At 40.0% G+C, this 15,979-nt stretch carries 19 protein-coding genes; 5 read left to right on the plus strand and 14 right to left on the minus strand.

All coding sequences use genetic code 11. The annotated features are described in order from the left end of the window. Nucleotides 1-49: 49 nt before the first annotated feature. The 5 genes from PALI_RS02410 to PALI_RS02430 all read right to left on the minus strand — a co-directional run bounded on the left by PALI_RS02410 (nucleotide 50) and on the right by PALI_RS02430 (nucleotide 4,536). Entirely contained in the window at nucleotides 50-226 is a 177-nt protein-coding gene (locus tag PALI_RS02410; RefSeq protein WP_193154783.1) for a hypothetical protein, read from the minus strand. 13 nt (nucleotides 227-239) lie between these two features. Continuing rightward, nucleotides 240-1,211: an aldo/keto reductase gene (locus PALI_RS02415; protein ID WP_193154785.1), complete on the minus strand. Its 972-nt coding sequence runs from the start codon at nucleotides 1,209-1,211 to the stop codon at nucleotides 240-242. A gap of 141 nt (nucleotides 1,212-1,352) precedes the next feature. Next, nucleotides 1,353-2,483, minus strand: a complete 1,131-nt coding sequence (locus PALI_RS02420; protein ID WP_138584162.1) for a sodium ion-translocating decarboxylase subunit beta — start codon at nucleotides 2,481-2,483, stop codon at nucleotides 1,353-1,355. A 14-nt stretch (nucleotides 2,484-2,497) separates the two neighbouring features. Continuing rightward, the gene (oadA, locus tag PALI_RS02425; protein WP_193154787.1) at nucleotides 2,498-4,279 is read right to left on the minus strand and encodes a sodium-extruding oxaloacetate decarboxylase subunit alpha; all 1,782 of its coding nucleotides are present in this window, start codon (nucleotides 4,277-4,279) and stop codon (nucleotides 2,498-2,500) included. Between the two features lie 11 nt (nucleotides 4,280-4,290). Beyond that, a complete protein-coding gene (locus PALI_RS02430) occupies nucleotides 4,291-4,536 on the minus strand; it encodes an OadG family protein (RefSeq protein WP_193154789.1) in 246 nt (81 codons plus the stop codon). A gap of 516 nt (nucleotides 4,537-5,052) precedes the next feature. Here PALI_RS02430 and PALI_RS02435 point away from each other — a divergent pair. From PALI_RS02435 to PALI_RS02445, 3 genes are all read left to right on the plus strand, one after another. Beyond that, complete coding sequence (locus PALI_RS02435) at nucleotides 5,053-5,226, plus strand: DUF1328 family protein (RefSeq protein WP_006794345.1); 174 nt, start codon at nucleotides 5,053-5,055, stop codon at nucleotides 5,224-5,226. Nucleotides 5,227-5,279: 53 nt separating this feature from the next. Continuing rightward, nucleotides 5,280-5,471, plus strand: coding sequence for a hypothetical protein (locus PALI_RS02440; RefSeq protein WP_138584160.1), 192 nt, complete (start codon nucleotides 5,280-5,282; stop codon nucleotides 5,469-5,471). Nucleotides 5,472-5,604: 133 nt separating this feature from the next. Then, nucleotides 5,605-6,072 (plus strand): YcxB family protein, encoded by a 468-nt coding sequence (locus tag PALI_RS02445; RefSeq protein WP_077537022.1) that lies wholly within the window; start codon nucleotides 5,605-5,607, stop codon nucleotides 6,070-6,072. A gap of 51 nt (nucleotides 6,073-6,123) precedes the next feature. On the opposite strand, the gene csrA is transcribed toward PALI_RS02445, so the two are convergent. The 6 genes from csrA to PALI_RS02475 all read right to left on the minus strand — a co-directional run bounded on the left by csrA (nucleotide 6,124) and on the right by PALI_RS02475 (nucleotide 12,196). Continuing rightward, nucleotides 6,124-6,315, minus strand: a complete 192-nt coding sequence (gene csrA / locus PALI_RS02450) for a carbon storage regulator CsrA (RefSeq protein ID WP_004587515.1) — start codon at nucleotides 6,313-6,315, stop codon at nucleotides 6,124-6,126. Between the two features lie 91 nt (nucleotides 6,316-6,406). Beyond that, nucleotides 6,407-7,624, minus strand: a complete 1,218-nt coding sequence (locus PALI_RS02455) for an aspartate kinase (protein ID WP_138584158.1) — start codon at nucleotides 7,622-7,624, stop codon at nucleotides 6,407-6,409. Between the two features lie 6 nt (nucleotides 7,625-7,630). Next, a complete protein-coding gene (alaS, locus tag PALI_RS02460) occupies nucleotides 7,631-10,231 on the minus strand; it encodes an alanine--tRNA ligase (RefSeq protein ID WP_193154790.1) in 2,601 nt (866 codons plus the stop codon). 19 nt (nucleotides 10,232-10,250) lie between these two features. Further along, nucleotides 10,251-10,703, minus strand: coding sequence for a regulatory protein RecX (locus tag PALI_RS02465; RefSeq protein ID WP_077537019.1), 453 nt, complete (start codon nucleotides 10,701-10,703; stop codon nucleotides 10,251-10,253). Continuing rightward, nucleotides 10,703-11,491: a BPSS1780 family membrane protein gene (locus tag PALI_RS02470; RefSeq protein WP_193154791.1), complete on the minus strand. Its 789-nt coding sequence runs from the start codon at nucleotides 11,489-11,491 to the stop codon at nucleotides 10,703-10,705. The genes PALI_RS02465 and PALI_RS02470 overlap by 1 nt, the downstream gene beginning before the upstream one ends. An 81-nt stretch (nucleotides 11,492-11,572) precedes the next feature. Continuing rightward, a complete protein-coding gene (locus tag PALI_RS02475) occupies nucleotides 11,573-12,196 on the minus strand; it encodes a GTP cyclohydrolase II (protein ID WP_193154792.1) in 624 nt (207 codons plus the stop codon). Nucleotides 12,197-12,445: 249 nt separating this feature from the next. Here PALI_RS02475 and PALI_RS02480 point away from each other — a divergent pair, with 249 nt between their 5' ends. Beyond that, on the plus strand, nucleotides 12,446-13,543 hold the full coding sequence (locus PALI_RS02480; RefSeq protein WP_077537016.1) for an energy transducer TonB: 1,098 nt from the start codon (nucleotides 12,446-12,448) through the stop codon (nucleotides 13,541-13,543). A 56-nt stretch (nucleotides 13,544-13,599) separates the two neighbouring features. Here the strand turns inward: PALI_RS02480 and PALI_RS02485 are convergent, their stop codons facing one another. The 3 genes from PALI_RS02485 to PALI_RS02495 form a co-directional block, all read right to left on the minus strand. Then, nucleotides 13,600-14,112, minus strand: a complete 513-nt coding sequence (locus tag PALI_RS02485) for a hypothetical protein (protein ID WP_193154793.1) — start codon at nucleotides 14,110-14,112, stop codon at nucleotides 13,600-13,602. A gap of 99 nt (nucleotides 14,113-14,211) precedes the next feature. After that, complete coding sequence (locus tag PALI_RS02490; RefSeq protein WP_193154794.1) at nucleotides 14,212-14,661, minus strand: low molecular weight protein-tyrosine-phosphatase; 450 nt, start codon at nucleotides 14,659-14,661, stop codon at nucleotides 14,212-14,214. Nucleotides 14,662-14,680: 19 nt separating this feature from the next. Further along, nucleotides 14,681-15,187 carry a DUF3087 domain-containing protein gene (locus tag PALI_RS02495; RefSeq protein WP_165727236.1) on the minus strand — a complete coding sequence of 169 codons (507 nt, stop codon included), beginning with the start codon at nucleotides 15,185-15,187 and terminating at the stop codon, nucleotides 14,681-14,683. Between the two features lie 156 nt (nucleotides 15,188-15,343). On the opposite strand from PALI_RS02495, the gene PALI_RS02500 reads away from it, so the two are divergent. After that, nucleotides 15,344-15,979: an energy transducer TonB gene (locus PALI_RS02500; protein WP_193154795.1), complete on the plus strand. Its 636-nt coding sequence runs from the start codon at nucleotides 15,344-15,346 to the stop codon at nucleotides 15,977-15,979.

Consider the following 15,979-nt stretch of genomic DNA (forward strand, 5'->3'; position numbering starts at 1 on the left):
CCTTTGCAGGATTAACCGGCAAAGGCTTTTTTGTATACGCTATAAACCATTAATACATTAATACATAAATGAGCTGAATAACCAAAGATACCATCACTAACGGCCATATATATTTACTGTACTTAGTTGCGCCTTCGAGTCCCATTTTACTTTGGTATTTTTCAAGTAATGGGATCAGCACCGCTAAGGCGACAAATAAACAAATTAAAATAACAAATATGTTCATAGTTAAACCTTATTTACGGTAATTCATGGCCTTTAGCACTGACATAAAGCGCGTACCAATGCTCTCGGGTTAATTCTACGTTTACAGCATCACAAGAAGCTTGAATTCGCTTAGCATTAGTTGTCCCAATAATGGGCTGAATAGATGCTGGATGACGAAGTACCCACGCAAGTACAATTGCCTCAGCAGAAGTACCATAAAGTGCAGCCAGCTTATTAACTAAAAGACTCGTATTTATATCAGCCTGAGATGCGTTTGATAAATTGCTTCCTGTGTATAGACCTTGGCACAGACTTCCCCAGCTTTGTATTTGAATATCAAAGCTGCGGCAATATTCAATACACCCAGGTGTAAAATTGAGATTTTTACCATCGATGTTACCGGTGTAAACGCCCTCATCAACAAACTGATGCTTTTGTAGGCTCGCTTCAATTTGATTAGCCACTATGGGCATATCAAGCGCATGCTGCAAAAAATTCATTTGGTGCTGCTGCATATTCGATACTGCAAAGTGTCGCACCTTGCCACTTTCTTTTAAACAACTAAATACACGGGCAATTTCATCAACTTCCATGAGTGGATCTGGGCGATGCAGCATAAGTACATCTAAATACTCTGTGTTTAGTCGCTTTAAGGACGCTTCAACCGATTGCTCAATCCAGTTAGCCGAAAAGTCGTAGCGTTTTGGCCCTAAGTTATCTTCAAAACGAATGCCACACTTAGATTGCAGATATATGTGTTCTCTAAGGTTTGATCGTTCACTTAACACCTTACCAAATACTTGTTCAGCTTTACCAAAAGTATAAATATCTGCATGATCAAAAAAGTTAATACCGCCTTCAATAGCGCTATCTATACATTCATGAGTTTGTTTAACGTGCGTGTCAGTAATTGCGTCTTTATTCCAACCGCCGCCCAAGCCCATACATCCAAATACAAGCTTACTAACGTTCGGTAAATATTTTGCTAGAGGAGTGTGGAGCATTTTGACTATCCTTAAAATTGCGAAGAGTATCCACTGTAAACAAAAAGCGCTAAACAAGAAACCATTAAGCGATGAGAAATTAATAACAAAAAAAAGCGCAGTAAACTGCGCTAAATCATTTATAAGCTACCAGGTTAATTATCAACCAACAAGTGCTAATAAAATACCCGCAGCAACTGCACTACCAAGTACACCCGCTACGTTGGGCCCCATTGCATGCATAAGCAAAAAGTTATGTGGATTACTTTCAAGGCCAACTTTATTAACCACGCGCGCGGCCATTGGCACTGCAGATACACCTGCGGCACCAATTAATGGGTTGATAGGTGTTTTAGATATGCGGTTAAGTCCTTTTGCCATAAATACGCCTGATGCCGTACCAATTGCAAAAGCCAGTGCGCCAAGCACTAAAATACCAATCGTCTCAACCGTTAAAAACTTATCCGCAGCTAGTTTTGAACCGACCGCCAACCCTAAAAATATAGTGGTTACATTGATGATTTCGTTTTGCGCACTGTTGCTCAATCTATCAACAACCCCTGACTCACGCATTAAGTTACCTAAGCAAAACATCCCCACTAGCGGTATTGCTGCTGGTAAAAACATGGCAGTTAAACTAAGCACCATAAGCGGAAAAATAATCTTTTCTTTTTTAGATACTTTACGCAGCTCTGGCATTTTAATTTTGCGCTCTTCTGGTGTTGTTAATGCACGCATAATTGGCGGCTGAATAATTGGCACCAATGCCATGTATGAGTATGCTGCGACCGCAATTGCGCCGAGTAAATCAGGAGCTAGTTTTGATGCTAAAAATATTGCAGTAGGGCCATCGGCACCACCAATAATAGCAATAGCGGACGCATCCTGTAGGGTAAACTCAAAGCCTGGCACATAGTTTAGTAATATCGCGCCAAACAAAGTCGCAAAAATACCAAACTGTGCAGCCGCACCTAATAACAGCATACGAGGGTTTGCAATAAGTGCACTAAAATCAGTTAGCGCTCCAACCCCCATAAATATCAACAGCGGAAAAATCCCCGTATCAATACCTACATAATATACGTAGTACAAAAGTCCACCAGGGTCTGATAAACCAGCCACGGGTATGTTTGTTAATATAGCGCCAAAGCCAATAGGTAATAACAGCAATGGTTCAAAGCCTTTAACTATCGCTAAAAATAAGAGTAAACAACCTACCGCAATCATTATTAGCGATGGGATTGTAAAGTTAGCGATGCCCGTTGCATGCCAGAGGTTTAAAATACCGTCCATCCTCTATTTACTCCTTATGCTAATGCAATCATAGCGTCGCCCGTTGTAACTGAGTCACCCTCAGAAACAAGTACTTCAGCAACAGTACCCGTGTGCATGGCACGCACTTCCGTTTCCATTTTCATGGCTTCCATAATGATAACTACATCACCTTCATTTACCACTTGCCCCGCTTTTACTTTAACCTTAAAAATATTACCCGCTAAAGGTGCGTTAAGTGTCTCGCCCGAGGCAACCGACGCAGACTGGGGCATATGCTCGGAATCTTTTAAGGTTACTTCTTTAAGTTCACCGCCTTGCGCTACTACTACGTCGTAAACTTTACCGTCTACTTTTACGCTGTATTGCTCGGCCTTTACGCTGTGATTATTTGAAGCAGATTTAGAGGGTGCTTTATTGCTTTTATCTTCAACACAAGGCACTGGTTCAAATGCATCTGGGTTGTTACGATTTTTAATAAATTTTAAACCAACTTGTGGGAATAATGCATAAGTTAGTACGTCATCAATTTGCTCATCAGCCAGTGTTAAACCTTGCTCTTGCGCTTCTTTTAACAACTCAGCTTCAATCGTTGCAAGCTCAGGCGCAATATTATCAGCAGGACGACAAGTAATAACCTCTGCACCATTAAGTACACGCTCTTGTAGATCTTTATTCATTGGCGCGGGTGTTAAGCCATACTCACCTTTTAATACGCCCGCAGTTTCTTTAGTAATTGTTTTGTAGCGCTCACCTGTTAGCACGTTGAGTACCGCTTGAGTGCCTACAATTTGCGACGTGGGTGTTACTAATGGTAAAAAGCCTAGATCTTCTCGTACGCGCGGTATCTCAAGTAAAACCTCATTAAGCTTATCTGCTGCGCCTTGCTCTTTAAGCTGGTTTTCCATATTTGTAAGCATGCCACCAGGTACTTGAGCGAGCAAAATACGTCCGTCAACCCCTTTTAAACTACCTTCAAATGCCGCATATTTTTTACGTACGTCTCTAAAGTAAGCCGCTATTTCTTCTAGATGATTTAAGTCAAGTTCAGTGTCACGTTCGGTTCCTTCAACAATTGCCACAATGGTTTCGGTTGCTGAATGTCCGTAAGTCATGCTCATAGATGAAATAGCGGTATCAAGCATATCAATGCCCGCATCGATCGCCTTTTGATAAGTTGCTGTACTTAAACCAGTTGTAGCGTGGCACTGCATAGCAATAGGAACCGATACGGTTTCTTTAAGTGCTTTAATTAGTTTTTCAGCGTCGTATGGTTTTAATAAACCCGCCATATCTTTAATACAAATTGAGTGACAACCTAAATCTTCTAATTGCTTAGCTAGCGTTAGCCACATATCAAGCGTGTGTACAGGACTTACAGTATAAGAAATAGTACCTTGAGCATGTGCGCCTACTTTTATAGCCGCTTTAATCGCTGTTTCAAGGTTACGTACATCGTTCATTGCATCGAAAATACGAAAAACATCAACACCATTTTTATGTGCGCGCTCTACAAATTTTTCAACCACGTCATCTGCGTAATGGCGGTAACCTAATAAGTTTTGACCACGTAATAACATTTGCTGCTTAGTATTAGGCATTGCTTTTTTAAGTGCACGAATACGTTCCCATGGGTCTTCGCCTAAATAACGAATACACGAATCAAATGTAGCACCACCCCACGATTCAATAGACCAATAACCTGCGTTATCTAATTTACTAGCAATTGGCAGCATATCGTCAAGGCGCATTCGGGTTGCGAGTAATGATTGGTGCGCGTCGCGTAATACCAATTCTGTTAATTTTAATTTAGCCATGAATATGCCCCTTATTTATTATTTGATTTGTACTGAGCAATGGCAGCACTAATAGCAGCGATGTGCTCATTAGGCACACCTTGAGATTTAAAAGACGGCGATTTAGCTGGTATTGCTACCTCTGGTTCGCTAAAGCGCGTTACCAAACTTGACATAAGCGTTACTGCACCAATTAATATCGACAGAAATACAAACACCCCAACCATACCGGTGAGCATTAAACTACCAGCTGTTGTGAGTAGAGCACCTATATCCATTTATTTCCCCTTGAAACCTACATTGAAATAAAAAATCAATTTAATTAAATATTTATTCACTGGATGATAACAAAACCAATAACTTTGTCTACACCTTGTAAATTGGTAAAACCAATTAATCTTAAAACAACATGCCACCCAATTAATTTACATGCTGTAGGCCAACAAAAACAGGACCTACAATACATAGAGTGAATAACAACTATAGCTAAAAATTATATATAAGTTGTTAATTAACTATTTAACCTAGTAAAAATAGACATTAAAAATTATAAAAATCATAAAGAAACCTCACAATTGCAAATTGGTCTTACCAAATAAAATATATCCAGTAAATATTTATCAGTAGTTTTCAGTAGTGTGAATAAGTTACATAACAAAGCGTAAAAGTTACTAACCAATTAAAAATCAAACACACACAAAAACCATAACCGCATGATATTAAACAAAAATAAATATTGGCATGTAACTGGCATTAGTTATTGTGAGCAAAATTTATAAACCAAGGAGAAAACAATGTTACGCTGGACAATTACATTTCTAGTTATTGCTTTAATCGCTGCAGTGTTAGGTTTTGGTGGCATCGCAGGTGCCGCAGCTGGTATAGCAAAAATTATATTTTTTATCTTTATAGTACTTTTAGTGATTTCATTAGTTTCAGGTGCACTACGTGGAAAATCTCCCAGGTAGATAAAGCACTAACTAACACTAAAATTTAATTTAAACTTACAAGGAATCACATTATGAAATCTACAACTTTAAAAGCAGCACTAATTGGTCTATTCGCAAGTTTTTTCATCATGGGTTGTGAAGACAACCATGCGGAAGACGCAGGCGAACGTATTGACGAAGCAGTAACTGACGTGCAGAACAAAGTAGAAGATGCATGCGAAGAAGTTAAAGAAGGCGTAAACGCTGAAGAAACTAACTGTTAATACTTTTAGCACCGCTAAAAAACGGCTCAAGAGCCGTTTTTTTGTGTCTACAATAAAATCACTGACTATAAAGCTGCTCATTTAGAGGTTAGCTTGTTAAAATAGAAAAAAATGATACTTTAAATAAGATAATATGGCATTTACAACGACCTACACACTCGATAAACCCTATTTTTACGAGTGCTTTGATGAATCACTGCCTTACAGTAAACGTGCAAAACCTAAGTATTTTTTACTTGTGTTGCTCGTTGCACTTGGTTTATTTGGTATTTATGGGTTAAATGATCACTACTTAGGATCGTTTTTGATTATGCTTGGTGTACTAGAGTGCGTCGCTTTTTACTATCGCAGACCTTGGTGGGTAACCAGACAAATGCTTAGTAGAGCTTCGGGCTCAGAAGTAACACTTACCTTCGATGACGACGGTATTAAATCTGCCAATCATTACAAAAACTATCAATTAGCATGGCAAGACATCAATACAGTAATAGATACGCAGCAAGGTATCCTTCTTCAAAATAAAAGCGGTATGCAGTATATTTCAAAGCAAATTCTCAGCTCTGAAATACTCGATTTCATAAACAAAAAAACCACTCAGTGAGTGGTTTTTTAATATAGCCCAGTAAAGTACTCAGCTATTTATACGTGTTGATTAAGCATTGCCCGGATTTGGGTTCGACTTTTCAGCTTGTATGCGCATATAAATCTCTTCACGATGCACTGATACGTCTTTTGGTGCATTAACACCGATTCGAACTTGATTTCCTTTAACACCTAGCACGGTAACTGTTACTTCGTCACCAATCATTAGGGTTTCACCCACTCTACGAGTTAGTATTAGCATTCTATTGCTCCCATGTTCCAATATAAATTATAAGATTCCGCTTAAACATATTAATGAAAATCAGACTGAAAAGTAAGTAAAAACTACCAATCTATTCATTTTCTGTTAAAAATGCTTTATGTAATGCACGAACAGCCAACTCTAGGTACTTTTCATCTATTAAAACTGAAATTTTAATCTCTGAAGTAGACACTAAAACAACATTAATATTTTCCTGTGCTAATGCATCAAAAAATAAACTAGCGACACCAGAATGCGATTTCATACCCATCCCCACAGCAGACACTTTAGCAACTGTGGTTAACCCGCCTACATTTTGAGCACCGAGTTGAACTTGTTGCTCAGAGATTAATTCAAGTGCTTGCAGGTAGTCATTCGAGTGCACTGTAAAAGCATAGTCTATTTTTTCAAAGTTATGATTAACTTGATTAATCATATCTATTTCGATGCCATTATCGGCAAAAAGTTTCAATATTTTTGAAAGATTTTGCGTACCTGCTGGAACGTCTTCTACTTTAATTAAGCACTCATCGCGATTAAAAGCAATTCCCGATACCACCTTGTTTGGCATATCGCTCTCCTCAAAACTTATTAACGTGCCTTCATCGGGATTAAAGCTCGAAAGCACCCTAAGTGGCACATTGTGCCTACCTGCAGCTTCTACTGAACGTATATGCAAAACTTTCGCCCCTAAACTTGCCAGCTCCAGCATTTCAGCAAAGGTAACTTGGCCCATTCTGCGCGCGTTAGGCTCGACACGAGGATCTGTAGTATATACGCCGTCAACGTCTGTATAGATCTGGCATTCGTCGGCTTTTATGGCTGCTGCTATTTCGACAGCCGATGTATCGGTGCCACCGCGTCCAAGCGTTGTAATGTTGCCCTCAATATCACGTCCCTGAAACCCAGCAATAATAGCAATTCGATTATGCTCAAGCTCATGCTTTAAGCGCGTAGCAGCAACCTCTGCAATGCGAGCTTTACCAAACATGTTATCGGTTAATATATTGACTTGATCGGCTAATAAACTCACCGCTGAGTGGCCACGTTTTATAATAGCCATAGCAAGCAGTGATACAGAAACCTGCTCTCCAGTGCTAATAAGTACATCGAGTTCACGGCTACTTGGGCGAGTATCTATTTGTTTGGCAAGATTAATTAAGCGGTTGGTTTCTCCCGACATAGCCGAGAGCACCACAACCACTTGATGTCCTTGTTGTCTGGTTTTTACAACAAGGTCGGCAACCGCTTCAATTCGCTCTATTGAGCCGACCGAAGTGCCACCGAACTTTTGAACAATAAGCGCCACTTAGGCTTAAGTACGCTCAGTTAACCAAGCCGTAACGCTATCCAGTGCAGCAGCAAGGTTTTGTGGCTCACTACCACCGGCTTGTGCCATATCTGGACGACCGCCACCTTTACCACCTACTTGGCCTGCCATATGATTAACTAACTCACCGGCTTTTACTTTGCCTGTTAAATCTTTCGTTACACCGGCAATTAGGCTTACTTTGTCGCCACTGGCAACACCTAGTGCAATAACACCTGAGCCAATTTTGTTTTTAAGGTCATCAACCATACCGCGAAGCGCTTTAGACTCAGTACCTTCAACGTTTGCTACAAGTAGCTTAACACCGTTTATTTCAACAATCGAATCGAGTAAAGACGCACCCGCTGCACTTGCCAACTTATCGTTAAGTTGCGCAATTTGCTTTTCAAGGCTTTTTGACTTCTCAAGTAAAGCAGTTACTTTTTCAAGAACTGATGCACTATCGCCTTTAACTAAAGCCGCAACATCGCTAAGTTGTTGCTCTTGCTCGCTAACGTACGCTACAGCATCTGCACCGGTTACAGCTTCAATACGGCGTACGCCTGCGGCAATACCGCTTTCAGATACAATTTTGAATAAACCAATGTCGCCTGCGCGTTCAACGTGAGTACCACCACAAAGCTCAATAGAGTAGTCACCAATGGTTACTACACGTACTTCGTCATCGTACTTTTCGCCAAACAACGCCATAGCGCCTTTCGCTTTAGCATCATCAATAGCCATAAGCTCAGTATTAAGTGCAAAGTTACGACGAATTTCGTCATTAACTACACGCTCAATTTCACGTAGCTCATCTTTTGTAACCGCTTCAAAATGCGAGAAATCAAAACGTAAACGATCTGGCTGAACAAGTGAGCCTTTTTGGCCTACATGGTCACCTAATAGTTGGCGAAGTGCTTCGTGTAAAATATGCGTAGCTGTGTGGTTTTTCTTAATACTATCACGGCGCGTATCATCAATAGTTGCGTCAACTTTATCGTTAACACCAATACGACCTTGTACAGTACCGTGGTGAGCAAATGCATTACCAAGCTTAGTTGTATTAGTAACATTAAATTCGCCACCAGCCACTGTAATAGTACCCGTATCGCCCGTTTGGCCGCCTGATTCAGCGTAAAACGGTGTGCGGTTTAGTACTACAATACCTTTTTGACCATCTTCTAGTAACTGAACAGCTTCACCATCGGCAAAAATTTCAACCACTGTCGCGCTATAATGTGTGCTGTCGTAACCTTTAAAGTCAGTGTGTTTATCTGATTTTAATTGATCGTTATAATCGGCACCAAACTTACCCGCTTGCTGCGCTGTTTTGCGTTGTACAGCCATGCACTCTTCAAAGCCTTGATGATCAATCGTCATCTGGCGCTCACGGGCAACATCGGCCGTTAAATCAGCTGGAAAACCGTACGTATCGTAAAGTTTAAATACTAAGTCGCCCGGTATAATATCGCCTTTAAGCTCGCTTAAGCTTTCTTCTAAAATAGCTAAGCCACGCTCAAGTGTTTTACCAAACTGTTCTTCTTCAATGCGTAATACTTTTTCGATAATTTCTTGTTGCTTAGCAAGCTCAGGATACGCTTGACCCATTTGCTCAATTAATGCCGCAACTAATTTATAGAAAAACGAACCTTGTGCGCCTAACTTATTACCGTGGCGTACAGCACGACGAATAATACGACGCAGTACATAACCTCGGCCTTCGTTAGATGGCATAACACCGTCTGAGATTAAAAACGCACACGAGCGAATATGATCCGCCACTACGCGTAGTGACTTATCGCCCATATCTTGTGCGTTAGTTACACTTGCAGCAGCGGCAATTAAGCCTTGGAATAAATCGATTTCGTAGTTTGAATGCACGCCCTGTAAAATAGCAGCAATACGCTCAAGGCCCATGCCCGTATCAACAGACTGCTTAGGTAGAGGCAACATAGTACCGTCGCTTTGACGGTTGTATTGCATAAATACAAGGTTCCAAATTTCGATGAAACGATCGCCATCTTCCTCGGGTGAGCCCGGAGGTCCGCCCCAAATATGCTCGCCATGGTCATAAAATATTTCAGAACACGGACCACACGGACCAGTATCGCCCATTGACCAAAAGTTGTCTGAGGTCGCAATACGAATAATACGATCTTCACTTAAGCCAATGTCTTTTGACCAGTACTCAAACGCTTCTTCGTCATCGTGATAAATAGTTACTAAAAGTTTTTCTTTTGGTAGGCTTACTACCTCAGTTAAAAACTCCCATGCAAACTTAATCGCGTCTTGCTTAAAGTAATCACCGAAGCTAAAGTTACCTAGCATTTCAAAAAATGTATGGTGGCGTGCTGTGTAGCCTACGTTTTCTAAATCGTTATGCTTACCGCCTGCACGTACACAGCGCTGCGAGCTTGTCGCACGTGTATAAGGGCGGCTTTCTGCGCCTAAAAATACATCTTTAAATTGCACCATACCGGCATTGTTAAATAACAACGTGGCATCGTTACCCGGAATAAGCGAGCTTGAAGGGACAACTTGGTGTTGTTTGCTGGCAAAAAAGTCTAAAAATTGTTGCCTAATTTGTGCGGTAGTCATGTGCTGCATTTGAAAGTCTCACCTGTATTTACTGTGCTTGCATTGCAAAATTAATTTCATCGTAGCTAAAACCCCGATACATTAAGTAGCGCACGCGCTTAGCTTTATCTTTGTAATCGAGGTCGGCCGGTGTATTCGAATATTTTTTATTGTACGCATCCTGCGCAAGCTCAAACCAATCTACTTCAAGCTCTTCAACTACTATTCCTAATAGCGAACGATCAATCCCTTTGCCCATCGCTTCGCTTTGTATTCGCTTAAGCCCGTGACATTTAAATATGTGTTTTCTTACAAAGCCTTCACAGTATCGCTGCTCGTTAATAAAATTGTGCTTTTCGCACCAATCAAGCAGCGTTTCAATAAACTCTTCTGTGGCTTCTTTTTGCTGTAATTTGAGCGTTAACTCACGACGCGAATATTCTTGACGCCCTAGTAACCAAAGTACATAGTTTTTTAGTTTTTGCTTTAATTTATCATCCATTAAGCGTCAAAACGCCCGCTTATTTCACTGCTAAGTGGCTTAACATTAATGTCGTCACTTGGTGGTACAACAGGCATAAAAATGGCTTGATAAGATACAAAAAAGCTAATGTAGCAAATCGGCATTAAAATCAACAGTGGTAAGAACGATAAGAACATCGAAAGCGCCATAAATAATGCGCAAATAAGGCCAAAAACGCCAAGTGGCAAAATGTTATGATAAAACACCATAAACGAATCTTTAAGCGCGTTTAATATGCGTGCTTCTTTATTGAAGTAAACTAAAGGCACCGCGTATGCAAACGATGTAAAATAAATCGATAAAGCAATCAAAAACAACACAACGTTTGCCATCGATATACTTTCGACCATCTGCTCAAGCGCTACATTGGGATCAACATTTGGCTGAGTCATAATTGCTACCGCATCGGCAAATAAGCCATTAGCAAGTAACGCCATTAAAATGCCCGCACCCATTTGATAAAGTGCTAAACGCAATAATCCTAAACGATTTCCCTTAGCCGTAAATGGCTTGAGAATATCGGCTAGCATAATTTTTCCACCTTGCTGTTTTGTAAGTACAGCTTGATAAAATCCAGCGGTTAAAAATGGCGTAGCTAGCGCTGCCACAACTTGCAGCAGTGGTAAAAATAATGACAGTAGCCCTACAATACCAATAAATAAATGCATAAAAATAAAGGTTGCTGGCTGGGTTTTAAAAATAAGCCATCCGGCTTTTAACCACTTTAGCCCAGCATCGGCTTTAAAAATTCGTAATTGTGTAGACATACTTGCTCTTAATTTATAACGAAACACGCCAAGTATAACTTGGCGTGAGGGGGGATTAATAGACGAAATGTAATTAAATGATTAAGGTTTTTTAATTTTCTTAATATCTAACATGTGCGCACCATGCTTAATTTTTGTTTCTAGGTACGACTTATTACCCGCAACACCCGCTTTAATGTGCGCATGCGTACCCACAACCGAGTCAACACTAATACCGGCATCTTTTAATGCATTAAGCTTCTTAGGATTATTGGTCATTAATTTAACGTGGTTTAAATTAAGCGCATTGAGCATTAATACCGCATCCGAAAAATCACGTAAATCATCAGCAAAGCCTAAATGGTTATTAGCTTCGTAGGTGTTCATACCCTGCGATTGCAATACGTAAGCATCAATTTTGTTGTATAAACCAATGCCACGGCCTTCTTGGCGTAAATACAATAAAATACCGCCTTTTTCGTGCATCATTTCAATACATTCATTTAGCTGCTCGCCGCAATCACAACGCGATGAATAAAACACATCCCCCGTTAAACACTCTGAATGCATACGAATAAGCGGTACATCTTGCTCTGTATCGGCATTATTAAACACCATAGCAATATGCTCTTGACCATCTTTTAAATCAGTAAATGAGATTATTTCTGCAGGGATATCACTCTTTTTGCCAACATTAAGCTGGACTCTTGCTCTTACTTGCGCCACGACAAATCCAAATATTTAAATAACTACGACACGACAATAAAGTGATAATATCACAAAATAGAATAAATACACCGTAGTACAAGACTGTTTATGGCAAATATATGGCGACGATAAGCGTTATTTTCAATGACAGTTAGCAATAAATTGATGCAAATAGAACACTACGTTGGTAACATTAATTTACCTATAAACATGACAAGCATTAATTAATTTGCTACTTTGTAATTTAAACAAATATAAGGGATTATTATGAAACGCCAACAACTCGCCTTAGTTATAGGCTTAAGTTTATCAACACTAAGTACTTATTCACTTGCAAGCCAAGCAACAAACCCACAAGTCAACTTTTCACAAGCGTACCAAACCTACTTAACTGCAGTTGAAGAAAATAAAAACGTAAAACAAGCCGCTGAGCTTGCTTATACCTTAGGCTCAGCTAATTATGGCGAAGAGTCAGATAATACAGCAAACCTTGCTATTAATTATGCTAAGGCTCTTCATTCAGATAGTAGCGATAGCGAAGAACAGCGTTATGCGCTTTATAAGCAAGCGCACGACATTTTAGTTAAAAATCACGGTAATAAATCAGTCGAAACACTCGACGCTCTGCTAGGTATGGCAAGTAATACCCAATCAGATAGAGAAGCTGCTAACCATTTAGAACACATGATTGATATAGCAGCTGAACAAGACAATCCAAAGCTTGTTGCCGATATGCAATTTGAAGCGGCCTCCCTGCTTGCGCAAAAATTTACGAGCAAAAAATACCGCAAAGCTAAAGGTTATTTAGAACAAGCTGATAAGTACTATCAAGCCAATCTGCATGAAAATTCAGTTGATCGTATCAAAGCAGATTTTTTAATGGCCTCATTCGCTGAAGGTCGTAAAAAGTATAATCAAGCGATTGAAAGACTAAACCGTGTAGTGAGTGTATTCGATAACAACTTAAATTTTGATCACAGCGCAGAGCTAAGCGCGCACTCTAAGCTTATTGGGCTTTACGAGAAACAAGGCAAAAGTGATGAAGCAACTAAACACTGCCTAGCTATTGCTAAAATGGTGCCATGGAAAGAATCGCAAGAGCAAAAACCGCTCTACCGTGTTAATCCCGATTACCCTTCACATAAGGCAAAACAAGGTCGAAGTGGCAGTGTTGCTATGGAATTTGAAGTAGACACGGCAGGATTTGTAAAAAACGTTAGTATATTAGACTCTGATGGTGGTGTCTCTTTTGAAAAATCGGCGATAAAAGCTGTTGAGCAATGGCGCTATGCACCAAAGTTTGAAAAAGGACAACCCGTTTCAGCAACATCTCAAGTACGACTAGACTTTAGAGTGAATCCTTAATTATAAAAAAGGCGCCGTTTGGCGCTTTTTTACCTTAATTATTATTCTCAAAGCAGTTAAAATTCATAGCTTAAACTAATACCGCCATCCGCTCTTTTTTCGTTACTATCACTTGCTTTACCATAACCTATATCTAATTTTAGTCTAAAACCGGAATTGTTTAACCCATTAAAGTTATAGCTGTAAGTAAGCCCTACACCGTTGGTGGTTTCTTCATCAAAAATACCGCTAATTACACAACCTATAATATTACCAAATTCACTTGCTATATCGTCATTTGTTGAACTTTCACACTTTTGATCAGTATCTCTTGCACCAATAGCACCCACAAGCGCACCAAAAGCATGTTTTTTATTATCGCTTACTGCTTGTTCAAAACCGGCAGAAAAACCATCATCAAGGCCTAGTTTATAATTTGCATACCAGCGTTGGGTGTCGTCGTTAGTCGATAAAGATACTTCAGGAATAACTAAATAAGGATAGCCTCCCCCAATCGAAAAACTAACATCGTTAGCAAAAGTAGAACAAGAAGCGATAGATAAAGTCAGTAGTAGTATTTTTATTTTCATAAATTTCCCTTTGAGTAAGTATAAAATGTACTCACTTTAGGAACGCTGTGCAATACGACAAAAAGCTCGTTAAATTTAGCTTTAGTAATAAAATAGGGATTAAATTTTAGCGAGTATTTTGTCGCTTGCCGCTTCAATTAAATCGAGCACATTTTCAAAGCCATCATCGCCGCCGTAATAAGGATCGGGAATAGCGCTTTGGGCTTGCTCGCCATATTCTAAAAATAGCGCTAATTTGTACTGTAAATGTTCAGGGCACTGGGCTTTTAAATCAGCTAAGTTTTGCGTATCGGCCGCTAAAATTAAATCAAACTCAGTAAAGTCGCTTGTACGTACTTTACGCGAATAAATACCTTTAAAGCTGTAACCACGTTTTTCGCCTGCAGCCATTGAGCGGCTATCAGGCGTTTTACCTTCGTGATAACCAATAGTGCCTGCCGAATCCACTTTAATGTTAACGCCGAGCTTTTTAGCGCGGGCTTTTAACACCGCCTCTGCGGTTGGCGAGCGGCAAATATTACCTAAACACACTATGAGTACTTTTTTCATTAAGGCTCCTCTAACTAATTTAAAACTGTTTTAAAATACTTGCATCGTAATCTTCAACATTAAGCGTTACGTTATGTTGTGCTGCAACAGATTCAAGCTCAGCTTGTTTAATGGCTAAATCGTCCATAGTGATTAGGTTATCGTCTAACTGCCACAATAACCGAGAGCCCGCGTAGCTATAATGAATCGCTAATAACGCATCGGCATTACCTTCACGGCCAGCGGCTTTTAACTTAGCCATTTTACGGGTTATTTTATTAAGTGCTTTTTTAAGCTCCCACACATAAACAACTTCAGTCATAAAGCTATGTGTACGGTATTTATTAAGTAACCACGCAAGCCCAACGCTTGTAATAGCAACGCCTATTAAGTTCCAATGAAAGTGGCTACCACTTTCATCAGGAAATAAAGCAATCAGCGTTTGCGATATAGCCAAGCTGCCTACAGCCAAACCAATACCACATCCTGCAATAACACGGTTTAAATGTTTACGGTAACGTGCTTTATTTATTTCAATGAGTTGCATAACAGCCTAAAAAGTTAATAAGTAAAAGAATGCGAATGGCCATTGTAACTAAACCCCACATTTTTTATAAAATTATTTCACCCCTTTTTGATTTGCCACCCGTTATAGCTTTGAAAACACCCTAATTGTAGTGGTCAATAAAATTTGGAGCGGCTTATGCACACACTTGAAGTACCTAACAACCCAGTATTTATTAAAACATCGACCGCCGTTATTGGCGGTGCCGCAATGACCTTTGCAGCTTTTGCGTTTATGCAATATTTAATAAGTGGCGAGCAACGCGCACCGGTTAAACCGGGGGGCGATATTATAGTAGAGATTTTTCAAGCGCCTGAGGATTCAAAGCTAAGGCACATACAAAAAATACAGCCGCCACCACCAATGCCTAAAGTGCCGCCAAAAGCTCCACCACTTGATACATCGCCTGATCCTGTATTGGCGATTAGCGACTTTACACCGATTACAATTGATGATTTTGGTGGCGACATTAACAACACCATTAATCGCCCAACAGGGGATGCAACACCCATAGTGCGCATAAACCCTAAATACCCAACCACAGCCGCGCGCGATGGTATTGAAGGTTGGGTGCAACTAAGCTTTAGTATTTCGCCAACGGGTGAGGTAATCGACCCAGTAGTTATTAACGCCGAGCCAAAACGTACCTTTGACCGCGAAGCAATAAGAGCTATTAAACGCTGGAAATATCGCCCCAAAGTAATTGAAGGTGTGGCACAATTACAAACAGGTCAAACTGTACAGCTCGATTTTAAATTAGATAACTCTATTTAA

This window comes from Pseudoalteromonas aliena SW19 (genome assembly GCF_014905615.1).
GTDB classification, from domain to species: Bacteria; Pseudomonadota; Gammaproteobacteria; order Enterobacterales; family Alteromonadaceae; genus Pseudoalteromonas; species Pseudoalteromonas aliena.

What these genes read in the sequence shown, in the direction of transcription:
- PALI_RS02500 (WP_193154795.1), top strand. Translation starts at nt 15,344, where the DNA reads ATGCACACACTTGAAGTACCTAACAACCCAGTATTTATTAAAACATCG.
- PALI_RS02485 (WP_193154793.1), bottom strand. Translation starts at nt 14,112, where the DNA reads ATGAAAATAAAAATACTACTACTGACTTTATCTATCGCTTCTTGTTCT.
- alaS (WP_193154790.1), bottom strand. Translation starts at nt 10,231, where the DNA reads ATGCAGCACATGACTACCGCACAAATTAGGCAACAATTTTTAGACTTT.
- csrA (WP_004587515.1), bottom strand. Translation starts at nt 6,315, where the DNA reads ATGCTAATACTAACTCGTAGAGTGGGTGAAACCCTAATGATTGGTGAC.
- PALI_RS02440 (WP_138584160.1), top strand. Translation starts at nt 5,280, where the DNA reads ATGAAATCTACAACTTTAAAAGCAGCACTAATTGGTCTATTCGCAAGT.
- PALI_RS02430 (WP_193154789.1), bottom strand. Translation starts at nt 4,536, where the DNA reads ATGGATATAGGTGCTCTACTCACAACAGCTGGTAGTTTAATGCTCACC.
- PALI_RS02490 (WP_193154794.1), bottom strand. Translation starts at nt 14,661, where the DNA reads ATGAAAAAAGTACTCATAGTGTGTTTAGGTAATATTTGCCGCTCGCCA.
- PALI_RS02465 (WP_077537019.1), bottom strand. Translation starts at nt 10,703, where the DNA reads ATGGATGATAAATTAAAGCAAAAACTAAAAAACTATGTACTTTGGTTA.
- oadA (WP_193154787.1), bottom strand. Translation starts at nt 4,279, where the DNA reads ATGGCTAAATTAAAATTAACAGAATTGGTATTACGCGACGCGCACCAA.
- PALI_RS02415 (WP_193154785.1), bottom strand. Translation starts at nt 1,211, where the DNA reads ATGCTCCACACTCCTCTAGCAAAATATTTACCGAACGTTAGTAAGCTT.
- PALI_RS02470 (WP_193154791.1), bottom strand. Translation starts at nt 11,491, where the DNA reads ATGTCTACACAATTACGAATTTTTAAAGCCGATGCTGGGCTAAAGTGG.
- PALI_RS02445 (WP_077537022.1), top strand. Translation starts at nt 5,605, where the DNA reads ATGGCATTTACAACGACCTACACACTCGATAAACCCTATTTTTACGAG.
- PALI_RS02435 (WP_006794345.1), top strand. Translation starts at nt 5,053, where the DNA reads ATGTTACGCTGGACAATTACATTTCTAGTTATTGCTTTAATCGCTGCA.
- PALI_RS02420 (WP_138584162.1), bottom strand. Translation starts at nt 2,483, where the DNA reads ATGGACGGTATTTTAAACCTCTGGCATGCAACGGGCATCGCTAACTTT.
- PALI_RS02495 (WP_165727236.1), bottom strand. Translation starts at nt 15,187, where the DNA reads ATGCAACTCATTGAAATAAATAAAGCACGTTACCGTAAACATTTAAAC.
- PALI_RS02480 (WP_077537016.1), top strand. Translation starts at nt 12,446, where the DNA reads ATGAAACGCCAACAACTCGCCTTAGTTATAGGCTTAAGTTTATCAACA.
- PALI_RS02410 (WP_193154783.1), bottom strand. Translation starts at nt 226, where the DNA reads ATGAACATATTTGTTATTTTAATTTGTTTATTTGTCGCCTTAGCGGTG.